A 14,626-nucleotide genomic window follows, 5' to 3' on the forward strand; every position below is an offset into this window, starting at 1 on the left:
CACCGTGCTGGCGCACCCCTTGCCCAGCGTCAAGGCGGGACCGATCCGGGCGTTCGACGTTGAGAGAGCAAGAACCAACGCAGGAGAATCCGATGGCCGATCACGACCCCGCCGACAATCTGCCCGCAGGCTACGAACCACCGAAGGTCTGGAATGCCGAAACCGAAAGCGGGGGGCAGTTCGCGGGTATCAACCGGCCGACCGCCGGCGCGCGATACGACCGCGACCTGCCTGTGGGCGACCACCCGTTCCAGCTCTATTCGCTCGCCACACCCAACGGGCAGAAGGCGGCGATCATGTTCGAGGAACTGCTCGAAGCCGGTCACGCGGAGGCGGAATACGATGCCTGGCTGATCAACATCATGGATGGCGACCAGTTTTCGAGCGGCTTCGTCGAAGTGAACCCCAATTCCAAGATCCCGGCCCTGCTCGACCGTTCGGGCCGCGAACCGGTGCGCGTGTTCGAATCGGGATCGATCCTCCTCCATCTGGCGGAGAAGTTCGGCGCGTTCCTGCCCGCCTCCGGGCCGCAGCGGACCGAAACGCTCAATTGGCTGATGTGGCAGATGGGGGCCGGACCGTTCCTGGGCGGCGGCTTTGGTCATTTCTACGCCTACGCGCCGATCAAGATCGAATACGCGATCGACCGCTTCGCGATGGAGGTGAAGCGGCAGCTCGACCTGCTCGACAGCGTGCTTGCCGACCGGCGCTTCATCGCGGGCGAGGATTTCTCCATCGCCGACATGGCGATCTATCCCTGGTACGGCGGGGTGATGAAATCGGCCTACGACGCGCAGGAATTCCTGCAGGTCAAGGAGTACGCCAATCTGCAGCGCTATGCCGAAGAGGTCGGCAACCGGCCCGCCGTCCGGCGCGGCGAGATGGTCAACAATATCCGCGGCCCCGCCGAACGCCAGTTGCACGAGCGCCACGACGCCCGCGATTTCGACCTTAACACGCAGGACAAGATGGAGGCTCGCGGCGGCGAGCGCGTCGTTCCCTGATCGGACGAACGACGCGCTGCGCTAGGAAGTGCCCGCCCTACCGGGCGGTAAGCGGCGCTTCCAGCTCGGCCTTGGTCACCACTGGGGCCAGCGTGGTCGCCTTCTGCGCATTGGTGCTCATCACGCCATCGGGCGAGGCGACCAGGCCGATCTTGGCCAGCGGGCCGCCCTTGCCCCACATCTGCGGCCACTGGGCGAGATATTCCTTCAGGCCCGGAATGGCGTTCGCATGCGCCTTCTTCACATAGACGAACAGCGGCCGCGCGCCGGGATAGCTGAAGCTGGAGATGTTCTCGTAGGTCGGTTCGACCCCGTTCATCTTCAGCCCGTTCAGCCGGCTCGCATTCTCTTCCAGATAGGAATAGCCGAAGATGCCGACGGCGTTCTTGTTCGCCTCGATCTTCTGCACGATCAGATTGTCCTGCTCGCCCTGCTCGACATATTTGCCGTCGGTGCGAACCTCGGTGCAGGTGCGGGTGAAGGCGTCCTTGTCGCTTTCCTTCAGCGCTTCCATCTCCGCATTGCCTTCGCAACCCTTTTCCAGGATCAGCTCCTTCAGCGCGTCGCGCGTGCCGCTGGTCGAGGGCGGGCCATAGACCAGGATCGGCAGGTCGGGCAGCGAGGGATCGACGTCCTTCCAGGTCTGCGCGGTCTGCTCCTTGCCATAAGGCTTCGCCGCCAGCGCGCGGTACACGATCTCGGGCGTCAAGTTCATCTCGATGCCGCCCTTGGTCGCGGCGAAGGCGATCCCGTCGAGTCCGACCTGGACCTCCACGATGTCCTTCACGCCGTTCGCGGCGCAGGTGTCGAACTCGCTCGGCTTCATCCGGCGCGAGGCATTGGCGAGGTCGGGCGTGTCCGCCCCCACGCCCTGACAGAACAGCGCGATGCCGCCGCCCGTGCCGGTCGATTCGATCAGCGGCGAACCGTAGTTCGGGTTCGACCGGGCGAAGGTTTCCGCCACCTTCTTGGCGAAGGGATAGACGGTCGAGGAGCCCACCGCGCGGATAGTGTCGCGCGTTGCGCCCGCGCCGCCGGCACCGCCGCAGGCGGCGAGAGCCAGAGCGGAAGCGGCGACGAGGCCGAGAGACGCGATCTTCTTCATGTGCATGTTCCCTGATTGATAAGAGCGCCTATCGGCGCTGTTTTTGACGCTGGTGTGACAATGGCCGGGTGACGGGGCGGGCAGACCCGCCGGTTCAGAAATCGATCTGCCCCCGCACGCCGACGCTGTCGACGCCGTAGCTGCGCCCGCCATCCGACAGCGGCACGGCGGCATCGTCGTATTGCAGCCGGGCATAGGTGAGCATCAGGCGGGTGTAGTCGGTCGGGGTCCAGATCAAAGAGGCGATGTAGCCGTCCTGCGTGCCGCCGGCGATCCCGGCCTCCGCATCGCTGAGATCGAGCCGGTCGTAGCGCAGGGTCGCCTGCACCGCGCCGATGCCGCCTTCGCCCAACGGACGCGCCGGTTTCACGCGATCGAAAATTCCCGCCTTGTACCCGCGCCGGTCGCCCCGGGTGAGGAAATAGCCGACTTCCGCATAGCCGCCGAAAAAGGTCGGATCGGTCAGGCCGCCGGGGCGCGCGACATGCTGCCAGTAGGTCTCGCCGGTAATGTGAAACCGCCCGGCGATCGCCGCCGCCTCCAGCCCTACTCCGGTCTCGGCACTGGCGAGCATTGCGCGCGTATCGATGAAACGCTGGTCGGTGAAGTGGACCAGTGGCCTCTGTCGATAGCGAAGCTGCGACCCGTCCTCCAGCCCCGCATGGTGGATCGACGCGCCGAGATGCAGCTGCGTCCCGCCCAGCCGGGGCAGATAGACCACGCGCCCGTCCACGCTCCAGTTGCGGTCGGGCAGGTCGTCAATATTGTCGTTGAAGATGCCGCCCTGCACCAGCACGTCGCCGCGCGCGTATTGCAGGCTGACCCCCAGCCGCCTTTGGAAGCCGAAGGCATCGGTGAACGCCGCGCGCTCCAGGTGCGAGATGAACAGGCTGCTCGTCAGTTCCTCCAGCCCCTGGAACGGATTTTGCTGCCCCACCGTCACGGTCGCGCCGCCGCGTTCCCAGGTGATCAGCGCGTCGGTGACCTCGGTCGTGTCGTGCGCGACATCGATCTCCAGCTTGTAGCCGAAGCCGCCGGGCATATCGCCCTGGACGCCGAGCCGGGCGCGGCGCACTTCCCCGCCATAGCCGTCGTCAACGCCGGTCGCGACGGGCGCCGAAACGGTGCCCGCGTCGAATTGCAGGCGTCCGCGCGGTTTGAAGCTCCAGCCGTCCGGCCCCGTGATGACCGGCGCGCCCTTCCACGCAATGGAGGAGGGCGACGCAGGCTCGACAGGCGTCGGGGCAGGGGCGGCTGCCATGGTCTGCATGGGAACAGCCTCGCCCGCCGTTGGCGCGGCCGGGGCGAGCTGGCCTTCCAGTGCCTCGAGGCGCTGCGCCATTTGCGCCATCTCGGCCCGCAACTGCGCGATCTGCTCGCGCACCACTGCGTCGTCGGCAGCTTGCGCCTGCGCATTAGCGGGGGCCGGCACCGCCCATGCGACCGCCGCCAGCGCGAGACCAGCCAGAACCGCTTTCTGCTTCATCGACTCGTGCTCCGCCCCATGTCCGGGTTCGGAAACCGCCCTTATGGCCCTCGTATGACGCTATTACGACATTCCTGACATTCCCGTCAGTTATGACCGTCGTCGATCCACGCAGCCCCGTTGCCGCCCGGCGGTTTCACTTGTAACGGCGCACGCAACACGAAAGGACTGCCCCAATGCGCATCGGTTGCCCCCGCGAAATCAAGAACCACGAATACCGCGTCGGCCTGACGCCCGAGAGCGCGCGCGAGCTGGTGCGCCACGGCCACGAAGTCTGGATCGAAGGCGGCGCGGGGCTCGGCATCGACGCGACGGACGCGCAATACCAGGCCGCCGGGGCGCAGATCGTCGACGGCCCCGATCCGATCTTCGCCGAATGCGAAATGGTGGTGAAGGTCAAGGAACCGCAGGCGGAAGAGCGCAAGAAGCTGCGCGAGGGGCAGATCCTCTACACCTATCTGCATCTCGCGCCCGATCCCGAACAGACCCACGATCTGGTCAAGTCCGGCGTCACCGCGATCGCTTACGAGACGGTGACGGGTCCGGGGCGCACGCTGCCTCTGCTGAAACCGATGAGCCAGGTCGCCGGCCGCATGAGCGTGCAGGCGGGCGCGACCGCGCTGGAGAAGGGGCATGGCGGACGCGGCGTGCTGCTGGGCGGCGTGCCGGGCGTGATGCCGGCCAAGGTCGTGGTGATCGGCGGCGGCGTGGTCGGTTTCAACGCGGCGCAGATGGCCGCCGGCCTGGGCGCCGACGTCACCATCCTCGACCGCGATCCCGAAGTGCTGGAGCGGGTCGGCACCCATTTCGAATCGCGCGCCAAGACGCGTTTTTCGAACGAGGCGAACCTGCACGCCGCGGTGTGCGAGGCCGACCTCGTCATCGGCGCGGTGCTGATCCCCGGGGCCGCCGCGCCCAAGCTGGTCACGCGCGAACTGCTGGGCGACATGCTGGCCGGAGCGGTGCTGGTCGATGTCGCGATCGACCAGGGCGGCTGCTTCGAGACGAGCAAGCCAACCACGCATGACGACCCGACCTACGTGGTCGACGGCATCGTCCATTACTGCGTCGCCAACATGCCCGGCGCGGTCGCGCGCACCAGCACCTATGCGCTCAACAACGTGACCCTGCCGCACGCGCTGGAAATCGCCGACAAGGGCTGGAAGGCCGCGATGCAGGCGAGCCCGCATCTGGCCGAGGGGCTCAACGTCCACGCCGGCGAAGTCACCTACGAGGCGGTGGCGAAGGAGCTGGGCTACGAATACCGCAGCGTCGTGGATATTCTCGGCACCGCCTGACGCCGCCACTCCGCAATTTCCCTTCACACTTCTTTACGGAGTGGCAAGCCTGTTGCGCTAAGGCGCCGCCCGGGGAAACAAGTGGAGACGGGTAGTCAGGATTCTGATCGCTTTGCTGGCGATGGCCATTGGCCTCGCCGTACCGCAATCCGCGGTGGCCGGACCCGGGTCCGCGGTGCGGGAGCGATGCATTGCTGCCGCCGCTCCGGGGGAAACGCTGGCGCGCGTAAGGAACGAGGACCGCCGGTGGGATTGTTCGCCCGAGGCCGGGCGCTCCGACGCGGAGCGGTTCTTCGTCCGGTTCGATATTCCCGCCACGGGCACGCCGCCCGACAGCCTCTATCTGCGCCGCGGCGCTCTATCGGGCGTCGAGATCGCGGCGGTCGACGATAGCGGCACTGCGATCCGTCAGCGTTATGCCATGGACGATCAGGAGCCCGCGGGCATCGCGGGGATGATGCGGCTCCCACTGCCGCAGACCGCGCAGCGACCGGCGGCGATAGTCGCCATGATCGACGGTCCGGCCAATCCGCGCACCGTGCCGTCCGCCTTCGTCGCGCAGGAGCGGCCCGGCGGCGCGGACATGCGCTCCTATGCCCTCGCGGCCCTGATCTGCGGGATGCTGGTGCTGCCGCTGATGTTCAATGTCATGTTCTACCGCGTCCTGCGCGAACGCTTCCTGCTGTGGCATTCGGCGCTGGCGGTCGCGATGCTGGTGTCGGTTTCCTGCGCATCCAACATCGCGCTGCTATTGCTGCCGCTGACCGCGACGCAGGTGACCTTCGGCGCGGCGATCGGGTTCGAGCTGGTCGGGGTGTGCGCGCTGATGTTTGCCCGCCATTTCATCGAACCGGGCAAGCTGCATCCCCGCATCCGGGCCACCATCCCCGCCGTTGCCGTCTGGATCGGCGCGATCGGCCTGTTCCATGCGCTGTTCCCGGGCGTGTATCGCGCGCTCCAGATGGATATCTATCGCCTGGCGATGCTGCCCGCGCTCGGCTTCATGATCGTGCTGCTGTGCAACGCGCTGTGGCGGCGCAGCCGGGCCGCGATGTTCCAGGCGATCGGCTGGTTCCCGCTCCTCGCCGTCGCGATCGCGCGGCAGGCGAGCTATCTTATCGGCGGCGTTTCCCCGGTCGAACTGCCGACCCTGTTCTATCTCGGCTGCGCGCTGGAGGTGCTGGGCACCGGCCTCGCGGTGGCGGACCGGATGATCACCCTGCGCCGCCAGCGCGACAGCGCGCTCGACCATGCCCGCTCGCTAGAAGAGCTCGCCGTCAGCGACCCGCTGACCGGGCTGCTCAACCGGCGCGGGATCGAGCCGCGCTTCGCCGATCTGCGCGAAGAGGGCTTCGACACGATGGCGCTGATCGATCTCGACCGGTTCAAGGGCGTGAACGACCGCTTCGGCCACCAGACCGGCGATGCGGTGCTGGTGTCGTGCGCCCGCGCGCTCCAGCCGCTGGCGGAAGGGCGCAACGTCATCGCCGTGCGGATGGGCGGCGAGGAATTCATGCTGCTACTGCGCGGGCCGGAAGCGGCGCGCCGGGCCGAAGCGCTGCGGCAGGCGATCACGCTGCGAGTGGCGCGCGACGTCGTCGATCTCGACGTGCCGCTCACCGCGAGCATGGGCCTGATCGAGATTCCGCGCCACGGCATGACCGCCGTCGGTTTCAACGAGCTCTACGCGCGCGCCGACGCGCTGCTTTACGAAGCGAAGGAGAACGGGCGCAATCGCGGTGAAACGGAGAAGCTGCTTCTGTTCACCGTGCCCAAGCCGGGGCGGGTCGCGGCCGTCTGACGCTCCGTCATTCGCGCCCGGTGTGGGAAAAGAACGGGGCTGCGATCTCGGCGCGCACGCGCTGCGGGCGCAACGTTTCGCGGTCGAGCATCGCCCAGGTGGTGAGCGCCGAAACCAGCAGCTTTCCGCCATCGTCGTGGAACTCGACCCGCCGATCGAACCGCGCGCCCTTCGGCTCGCCGGGAATGAAGGTGGTGCCGTGCGCGCGCTCGCCCGTGCCGATATTGCCGCGATAGTCGATCTCGTGGCGCAGCACGACCCAGATATAGGCGTCGCGATCCTCGGGCCGCGCAACGGCGTTCCAGTGGGAGACGGCGACGTCCTGAATCCACTGCACCCAGACCGCATTGTTGACGTGCCCCAGCTCGTCGATGTGATCGGGGGTGGCGGTGAAGGTGCGGGTGAACGCCTCGCTCACCCTTCCACCCCCATCTGCCACAGGATGAAGGCGAACTCCTCCGCCGTTTCGCGGAGGGATTCGAACCGCCCGGACTTGCCGCCGTGGCCCGCGCCCATGTTCGTCTTCAGGATCAGCGCGTTGTCGTCGGTCTTCACGTCGCGCAGGCGGGCGACCCATTTCGCGGGCTCCCAATAGGTCACGCGCGGATCGTTCAGCCCGGCGGTGACCATGATCGGCGGATAGTCCTGGGCGCGGACATTGTCGTAGGGGGAGTAGCTGCGGATGAGTTCGAACGCGGCGGCATCCTCGATCGGATTGCCCCATTCGGGCCACTCGCCCGGCGTCAGCGGCAGCGAGGCGTCGAGCATGGTCGCCAGCACGTCCACGAACGGCACATGCGCCACCACGGCGCCCCACAGGTCGGGATCGGAATTGACCACCGCGCCCATCAGCTCGCCCCCGGCCGATCCGCCGGAGATGGAAATGCGCCCCGCCTGCGTCAGGCCGCGCTCGATCAGGCCCTTCGCCACGTCGACGAAATCGGTGAAGGTGTTGATGCGCGCCTCGCGCTTGCCGGCGCGGTACCACGCCCGGCCCAGATCGTCCCCGCCGCGCACATGCGCGATGGCATAGGCGAAGCCGCGATCGACCAGGCTCAGCCGGCTGGTGGAAAAGCCGGGTGGGATCGCGATACCGTAGGCCCCATAGCCGTAGAGATGCAGCGGGCCGGGGCTCTCGCGGTCCTTGCGATAGAGGATCGAGACCGGGATCGGCGTCCCGTCGCGCGCGGCGATCTCCACCCGCTCGGTTGCATAAAGATCGGCGTCGTAGCCCGACGGAATCTCCTGCACCTTGAGCGTTTCGAGCCGCTCCTCACCCACATGATAGTCGTAGGTCGTAGCCGGGCTGACCATGCTTTCGTAGCCCAGCCGCAGCACGGTCTGGTCGAATTCGGGATTGTTGCCGAGACCGGCGCTGTAGCTCGCCTCGGGGAAGTGGATCGGGCGAATGCGGTCCGGATCGGCGTAATCGCGGATATCGATCCGGTCGAGCCCGCCCACGCGGCCCTCGATCACGTAGAAGTCGCGGAACAGCGCCACGTCGGTCAGGTAGAACTCGTCCGACCCCGCGATCAGCTCCTCCCACGCAGCCGGGTCGGAGAGCGGCGCGGTGGCGAGCCGGAAATTCTCGTGCGCGTCGTTGGCATGAACGAACAGGCGATCCTCGCCCCATGGGCCGGTGCCGCCGGGCAGCACGTCGACATCGTACTCGACCCCTTCCTGCCGCGCGCGGACCAGAATCGGTTCCGCGGTCGGGTCGGCGGCGGGGATCAGGCGGACTTCGCTTGTCTCGTGATCGGAGCTCGTGACGATGATCCAGCTCTCGTCGGACGACAGCCCGCTCCCGACGCGGAAACCTTGGTCTTCCTCGTAATAAAGTTGCACATCTTCGGACTTCTCGGTGCCGAGGCGATGCAGCCGTGCGTTGTCGGTGCGCCAGTTTTCGTTCGCCAGCGAGTAGACCAGCGCGGTGTCGTTCGCGCACCAGACCAGCGAGGAGAGCGTGCCGGGGATCTCGTCGGGCAGATGCTCGCCGGTCTCCAAGTCCTTGATCCGGGCCGTGAAACGCTCCGACCCGTTGTCGTCCACTGCATAGGCGAGGAGGTGGCCCGACTTGCTGACGGAGATCGCGCCGAGGCGGAAATACTCCTTCCCCTCGGCCAGGGCGGGCTCGTCCAGCATCAGTTGCGCCTCGCCGCCACCGACGGGTTTGCGCCACCATTTCTTGTACTGCGCGCCTTCCTCGTATTCGACCCAGTAGAGCCAGTCGCCGTCCTTCTGCGGCACCGAGCTGTCGGCTTCCTTGATCCGTCCGCGCATCTCCGTGAACAGCGCGTCGATCCGCCCCTGCTGCCCCGCCATCTGCGCCTCGAACCACGCATTCTCGGCATTGAGATAGTCGAGGATCGCAGGCGTCTTCACCTCTGGATAGCCGGGATCGCGCAGCCAGGCGTAATCGTCGCTGACGGTGATCCCGTGATGGGTGAAAGTGGCGGGCTTCTTCTCGGCCCGGGGCGGCAGCTGCGTTTGGTCGGTCATGTGCGCAGCGATTTAGGCCATTGCCGCGCGGTCACAAGCGCTCTCGTCCGATACATAGCCCGCCGCGCCCGGCGTGGGTGGCCCTTTCGCGCCCGAATACCTACATGAACGGGCAGACAGACACGCGAACGAAGACAAGAGGGACCGCCCATGCTGATGCAGACCCATGAAGCCCGCCTTTCCGCCCTGCGCGAGGAACTGAAACGCCGCGACCTCGCCGGGTTCGTGGTCCCGATCAGCGACGAGCACATGAGCGAATATGTCGGCGAATACGCGCAGCGGCTCGCCTGGCTTACGGGCTTCGGCGGGTCGGCGGGCAGCGCGGCGGTGCTGCGCGATCAGGCCGCGATCTTCGTCGACGGGCGCTACACCGTGCAGGTGCGCGAGCAGGTGGAAGAGCGGCTGTTCGACTATCAGTCGGTCCCCGCCACCAGCCCGGTGGCCTGGTTGGCCGAACATGTCGGCGAGGGCGACTGCATCGGGTACGACCCGTGGCTCCACACCCATGGCTGGGCGAAGTCGGCCGCCGAGCAGCTCGCCGAAGTCGGCGCGATACTAGTCCCGGTGGAAAGCAATCCAATCGATGCGGTGTGGCAGGACCGGCCCGCGCCGAGCTCCGCCACCGCAAGCATCCAGTCGGACGAACAGGCCGGCCGCTCCAGCGCGGACAAGCGCGGTGAGATCGCCCGCTGGCTGAAGGACAAGAAACTGGACGCCGCCGTCATCTCCGCGCTCGATTCGATCGCGTGGGTGCTTAACATCCGGGGCGAGGACGTGAGCCATACGCCGGTCGCGCTGTCCTATCTCCTCGCGCATCAGGACGGCACGGCGGAGCTGTTCATCGCGCCCGAAAAGGTCACCCCCGAACTGCAACGCCATCTCGGCAATGCGGTGACGATCCGCGACCGCGCCGATTTCGAGCCGGCGCTGGGCGAACAGCGGGGCAAGCGCGTGGCGGTCGATCCGGAATACGGCGTCGCCGCGATCTTCCAGGCGCTGGAGGATGGCGGCGCGACCCCGGTTTCCGTGCGCGACCCGGCGATCCTCGCCAAGGCGATCAAGAACCCGGCCGAGGCGCAGGGTCACCGCGACGCGCAGGCGCGCGACGGTGCCGCCGTGTCGCGCTATCTCTGCTGGATCGAGGCCAACGCGCCATCGGGCGAAGTCGACGAGCTGCAGGCCGTCGCCAGGCTGCTGTCCTTCCGCGAAGAAACGGGCGTGCTGCGCGATACCAGCTTCGACACCATCTCCGCCGCCGCCGGCCATGCCGCCCTGCCGCATTACCGGGTGGACGAGGACAGCAATATCCCGATCCCGCCCAACAGCATCTATCTGTGCGATTCGGGCGGCCAGTACCGGGACGGTACGACCGACATCACGCGCACCGTCTGGGTTGGACCGGGCGAGCCGAGCGCGGAGCAGAAGGATCGCTTCACCCGCGTGTTGAAGGGCCACATTGCCATCGCCACCGCCGTCTTCCCCGACGGGACCACCGGCGGCGCCTTGGATGCACTGGCGCGGCAATATCTGTGGGCCGCCGGCGTCGATTACGCGCACGGCACCGGCCACGGCGTGGGCAGCTTCCTCGCCGTGCACGAGGGGCCGCAACGCATTGCGAAGCCTGCGGGCGGCTTCCCGGGCACCGGAGAGCCGCTACGCGAGGGGATGATCCTTTCAAACGAGCCCGGCTATTACAAGGCCGGCGAATACGGCATCCGGATCGAGAACCTCGTGCTGACCGAACGCCGCGACATCCCGCGCGCCGACGAGGGCGTCTGGCTGGGGTTCGAGAACCTGACCTGGGTCCCGATCGACCGCGCGCTGATCGAGACCAAGCTGCTGAGCCCGACCGAGATCGCCTGGCTGGACGAATACCACGCCCAGACCCGCGCCCTGCTCGCGCCGCAACTGGATGGCGAAGCGCTGGACTGGCTGGAGCGGCATACCAGGCCGCTCTTGTGAGGCGGCGTTATGTTCGCGCGATGTACATTCCGTGTCGCGGGTCGTCACGAGGGGTAGAGCGATGACGGTAGCGAAATGAGCTCGGGTAGCTACGACCTTTCCGAACGGCCGATCCACCTCGGTCTGAACGCGACCGCCCTGCCGCAGCCGCCCTTCACCGGGATGGAATGGTACGAAGCCTATGGTGAGCGGCATTCGGGCGACGGAGCCGAAGGTCGGCTGGTCTCGTGGCACAGCTTCTCCGAAAGCTGGGAGAGCTGGGAAATGCATCCGGTGGGCAGCGAGGTCGTGCTGTGCGTGGACGGGGCGTTTACGTTGATCCAGGAAGGGGCCGATGGGCAGCATGCCCGCCACACCCTGCATCCGGGCGAATACGCCATCAATGCGCCCGGAGTGTGGCACACCGCCGATGTCGAGGCGCGAGCCACCGCCGTGTTCATCACCGCAGGCGAAGGGACGCGGCACCGACCCCGCTAGGTGCGTCGTCGTTCAGCTTATACGCAGCATGAATGAACCCGCTTGCGCGATACAAACCGCGACAGATTTCCCGTTCCTCGGCAAACTCCTGCGACAAGGGGCTTCTACAAGGGCATGGTGAGTGGCAGCGTCGTGGCCGACCCTCCCCCTCCTTCCCCCCGGCCGCGACGCTGCGCTCTGGCACACAGAGGAGTTTCTTCATGAAGACGACCACCAAACGCAGCATCGCGATCGCCGCCGCGCTCGCGCTGACCGGGACCGCCGGTATCGCCATGGCCCAGCCTGGCAAATGGCAGGCCAAGGATCAGACGCGCGCCGAAGTTCAGGCGAAGGCGGCGCAGATGTTCCAGAAGATGGACGTGAACGGCGACGGCACGCTTGACCAGGCCGACCGCGAAGCGATGCGCGCAAAGATGTTCGACCGTCTCGACGCTGATGGCAACGGCTCGATCAGCCGCGCCGAATTCGACGCCGCGCGGGGCAAGATGCGCGAAGGACGCGGAAAGATGCGCGCAGAGAACGGTGACGCCGAAGGCAAGCGCATGGGTCGACATCGTCGCGGCGGCCATCACGGCATGCGCGGCATGACCATGATGAAGGCGGCCGACACCGACAAAGACGGCGCGATCAGCCAGGCCGAGTTCACCACCGCCGCCCTTGCCCGGTTCGATGCGGCGGACGCCGACAACAACGGCACTGTCACCGCGGCCGAGCGCAAGGCTGCGTTCGAACAGATGCGCGCCATGCGCAAGGATCGCCGCACCGCCGGCGATGCCAGCTAAGCTACGCGAAACCGCGATCGAGGGCGGAGCGTTGGGCATCGCATGAGCGACGATAGCGCCCCCCTGATCCTCCTCGTCGACGACGAGGCGAGCCTACGCGAACCCCTGGCCGAGTATCTCGTCGGCCAGGGTTTTCGCGTGTCCGCCGCGGAGAGCGCGGCAGCCGCGCGCAGCCGACTGGTCGACGAGCGGCCCGACATCGCCCTGCTCGACATCATGATGCCGGGCGAAGATGGGTTGTCGCTGACCCGCCATCTGGTCGAGACGCGCTATCTGCCGGTGATCCTGCTGACCGCGCGCGGCGAGGCGACCGACCGCATCGTCGGCCTGGAGATCGGAGCCGACGACTATGTCGCGAAGCCGTTCGAACCGCGCGAGCTGGTCGCGCGCATCCGCTCTGTCCTGCGCCGCGCCAGCCGCGCCCCGCAGTCGGCCGAGGATGACTGGCTCTACGAGTTCGAGGGCTGGCGGCTCGATCCACTCAAGCGGCGGCTGACCGATCCCGATGGCACGCTGGTGCCGATCTCGACCGCCGAGTTCCGGATGCTCCGCGCCTTCCTGGATCACGCGCGGCAGGTGCTCGACCGCGATCGCCTGCTCGACATGGTGCAGGGACGCGAGGCGCATCTGTTCGATCGCGCGGTCGACAACCAGGTCAGTCGCCTGCGCCGCAAGCTGGAGGAGGACAGCCGCAACCCGCGCTTCATCCAGACCGTGCGCGGTGGCGGGTACCGCTTCGCCGCCGACGTGCGCCGCATCCCCGGCACGCAGGGCTGATGGTGCGCAGGTTCTGGCCCCGCAGCCTGCTCGGGCAGGTGCTCGTCTCGGCGGCGCTGGCGCTGCTGGTTGCACAGGCGATCTCCGCCGCGCTCGCTCTCAGGGCCGGGGCGCAGCTGCGCGAGGAAGCGCTGCTCAACAGCGCCGCGTTTCGCTTCATCGCCGGCTACGAGCGTGTCCAGGGTGACCGTCCGCCGGGCGCACGGCGTGGCGGCAGGCGCGAACGCCGGGCGCGGCTGGAGGCGGTGGGGCGACTCCCCCCGCTTTTCCTGAATGGTCAGGACGACGAACGCGCCCAGCGGCTGAAGACGATACTGGTCGATCAGGGCGTCCCCGTCTCTGCCATCCGCGTGACGAGTTCCACGCGGCGGATCGGCTTTTCGCGCGACGATCGCGCGGACGGCGGCAGCCGCGCCCGGCGTGGGCTCGGCATTCCCGCGCCCGATCGCTGGTTCTACGTCGCCGTGCGCTATCCGCAGAGTGCGGGCTGGGTCGTCACCCGCCTGCCGGAATACCGCCGCTCGCCTGGGGCGCTGAGCGCGATCCTGTTGCAGACGGCGATCATCTACCTGCTGCTGGTCGGCGGTCTGGCCCTGTTGCTGCGCCGCGCCACGCGCCCGCTCGCGCAGCTGACGCACCGGGTCGAGCAGTTCGGACGCGCGGCGCCGGGGCAACCGCCGCTCCAGCCCGCTGGGCCGGAAGACGTGCGCCGCCTGATCGCAGCACATAACGCGATGGAGCAGCGCATCGCCGCGCTGCTGGACGAGAAGGACGTCATGCTCGGAGCGATCGGGCACGACCTCAAGACGCCGCTGGCCGCGCTGCGGGTGCGGATAGAGAGCGTGGAAAGCAGTGCCCAGCGCGCCCGCATGGTGGAGGGGATCGAGGACATCACCCGCTCGCTCGACGACATCCTCTCGCTCGCCCGCATCGGCCGCGCCGGATCGCCGCCCGAAGCGGTGCGGCTCGACGCGCTGGTGGATTCGGTGGTCGAGGAATTCGAAGACATGGGCCGCCCGGTCTCGCTGGAGGCGACCGAGCGGATCACCGCGCGCGTGCACGAAACCTGGCTGCGCCGCGCGCTGCGCAACCTGATCGAGAACGCGCTGCGTTATGGCGATGTCGCGCGCGTCTCGCTGCTGCGCGAGGGCGAGTCGATCGTGCTGCGGGTGGACGACGAGGGGCCGGGCATTCCGCCCGACCGGATCGCGGCGATGCTCGAACCATTCCAGCGCGGCGAGGCGAGCCGCAACCGCGCAACCGGCGGGGCGGGGCTGGGGCTGACGCTAGCGCGGGCCATAGCGGAAGACCATGGCGGATCGCTGGTCCTATCCAACCGAGCGGGGGGCGGCCTGCGCGCAGAAATTCGGCTAGCAATAGAGGGGGTTCGCGCTTAGGCGGTGGCCGTGCAGTCCGGCGCACCGATAGCGGGTAA

General features: G+C 67.6%; 12 protein-coding genes. 8 read left to right on the forward strand and 4 right to left on the reverse strand.

Annotation, left to right across the window (positions count from 1 at the left end; genetic code table 11):
* Window positions 1-92 precede the first annotated feature (92 nt).
* Window positions 93-1,004, forward strand: a complete 912-nt coding sequence (yghU, locus tag F7D01_RS05670; protein WP_215229232.1) for a glutathione-dependent disulfide-bond oxidoreductase — start codon at window positions 93-95, stop codon at window positions 1,002-1,004.
* A gap of 37 nt (window positions 1,005-1,041) precedes the next feature.
* Here the strand turns inward: yghU and F7D01_RS05675 are convergent, their stop codons facing one another.
* Both F7D01_RS05675 and F7D01_RS05680 read right to left on the reverse strand, forming a co-directional pair.
* Window positions 1,042-2,109 carry a substrate-binding domain-containing protein gene (locus F7D01_RS05675; protein WP_215229233.1) on the reverse strand — a complete coding sequence of 356 codons (1,068 nt, stop codon included), beginning with the start codon at window positions 2,107-2,109 and terminating at the stop codon, window positions 1,042-1,044.
* 94 nt (window positions 2,110-2,203) lie between these two features.
* Window positions 2,204-3,595, reverse strand: coding sequence for an OprO/OprP family phosphate-selective porin (locus F7D01_RS05680; protein WP_215229234.1), 1,392 nt, complete (start codon window positions 3,593-3,595; stop codon window positions 2,204-2,206).
* A 176-nt stretch (window positions 3,596-3,771) separates the two neighbouring features.
* On the opposite strand from F7D01_RS05680, the gene ald reads away from it, so the two are divergent.
* Together ald and F7D01_RS05690 are read left to right on the forward strand one after the other, a co-directional pair.
* The gene (gene ald / locus F7D01_RS05685; protein WP_215229235.1) at window positions 3,772-4,893 is read left to right on the forward strand and encodes an alanine dehydrogenase; all 1,122 of its coding nucleotides are present in this window, start codon (window positions 3,772-3,774) and stop codon (window positions 4,891-4,893) included.
* A gap of 121 nt (window positions 4,894-5,014) precedes the next feature.
* Window positions 5,015-6,694, forward strand: a complete 1,680-nt coding sequence (locus F7D01_RS05690) for a diguanylate cyclase (RefSeq protein ID WP_215229236.1) — start codon at window positions 5,015-5,017, stop codon at window positions 6,692-6,694.
* Window positions 6,695-6,701: 7 nt separating this feature from the next.
* Here F7D01_RS05690 and F7D01_RS05695 read toward each other — a convergent pair whose 3' ends face one another.
* Window positions 6,702-7,112 carry a thioesterase family protein gene (locus F7D01_RS05695; RefSeq protein WP_215229237.1) on the reverse strand — a complete coding sequence of 137 codons (411 nt, stop codon included), beginning with the start codon at window positions 7,110-7,112 and terminating at the stop codon, window positions 6,702-6,704.
* Window positions 7,109-9,193, reverse strand: coding sequence for a S9 family peptidase (locus tag F7D01_RS05700; protein ID WP_215229238.1), 2,085 nt, complete (start codon window positions 9,191-9,193; stop codon window positions 7,109-7,111). The genes F7D01_RS05695 and F7D01_RS05700 overlap by 4 nt, the downstream gene beginning before the upstream one ends.
* Window positions 9,194-9,343: 150 nt before the next feature.
* Between F7D01_RS05700 and F7D01_RS05705 the strand changes: the two genes are divergently transcribed.
* From F7D01_RS05705 to F7D01_RS05725, 5 genes are all read left to right on the forward strand, one after another.
* Window positions 9,344-11,155 (forward strand): aminopeptidase P family protein, encoded by a 1,812-nt coding sequence (locus F7D01_RS05705; protein ID WP_215229239.1) that lies wholly within the window; start codon window positions 9,344-9,346, stop codon window positions 11,153-11,155.
* Between the two features lie 75 nt (window positions 11,156-11,230).
* The gene (locus F7D01_RS05710; protein WP_215229240.1) at window positions 11,231-11,632 is read left to right on the forward strand and encodes a cupin domain-containing protein; all 402 of its coding nucleotides are present in this window, start codon (window positions 11,231-11,233) and stop codon (window positions 11,630-11,632) included.
* A gap of 200 nt (window positions 11,633-11,832) precedes the next feature.
* Entirely contained in the window at window positions 11,833-12,414 is a 582-nt protein-coding gene (locus F7D01_RS05715; protein ID WP_215229241.1) for an EF-hand domain-containing protein, read from the forward strand.
* 42 nt (window positions 12,415-12,456) lie between these two features.
* Window positions 12,457-13,191 carry a response regulator gene (locus F7D01_RS05720; RefSeq protein WP_215229242.1) on the forward strand — a complete coding sequence of 245 codons (735 nt, stop codon included), beginning with the start codon at window positions 12,457-12,459 and terminating at the stop codon, window positions 13,189-13,191.
* Window positions 13,191-14,588 (forward strand): ATP-binding protein, encoded by a 1,398-nt coding sequence (locus F7D01_RS05725; RefSeq protein ID WP_215229243.1) that lies wholly within the window; start codon window positions 13,191-13,193, stop codon window positions 14,586-14,588. The genes F7D01_RS05720 and F7D01_RS05725 overlap by 1 nt, the downstream gene beginning before the upstream one ends.
* Window positions 14,589-14,626 lie beyond the last annotated feature (38 nt).

Source organism: Erythrobacter sp. 3-20A1M (genome assembly GCF_018636735.1).
Classification (GTDB): Bacteria; Pseudomonadota; Alphaproteobacteria; order Sphingomonadales; family Sphingomonadaceae; genus Alteriqipengyuania.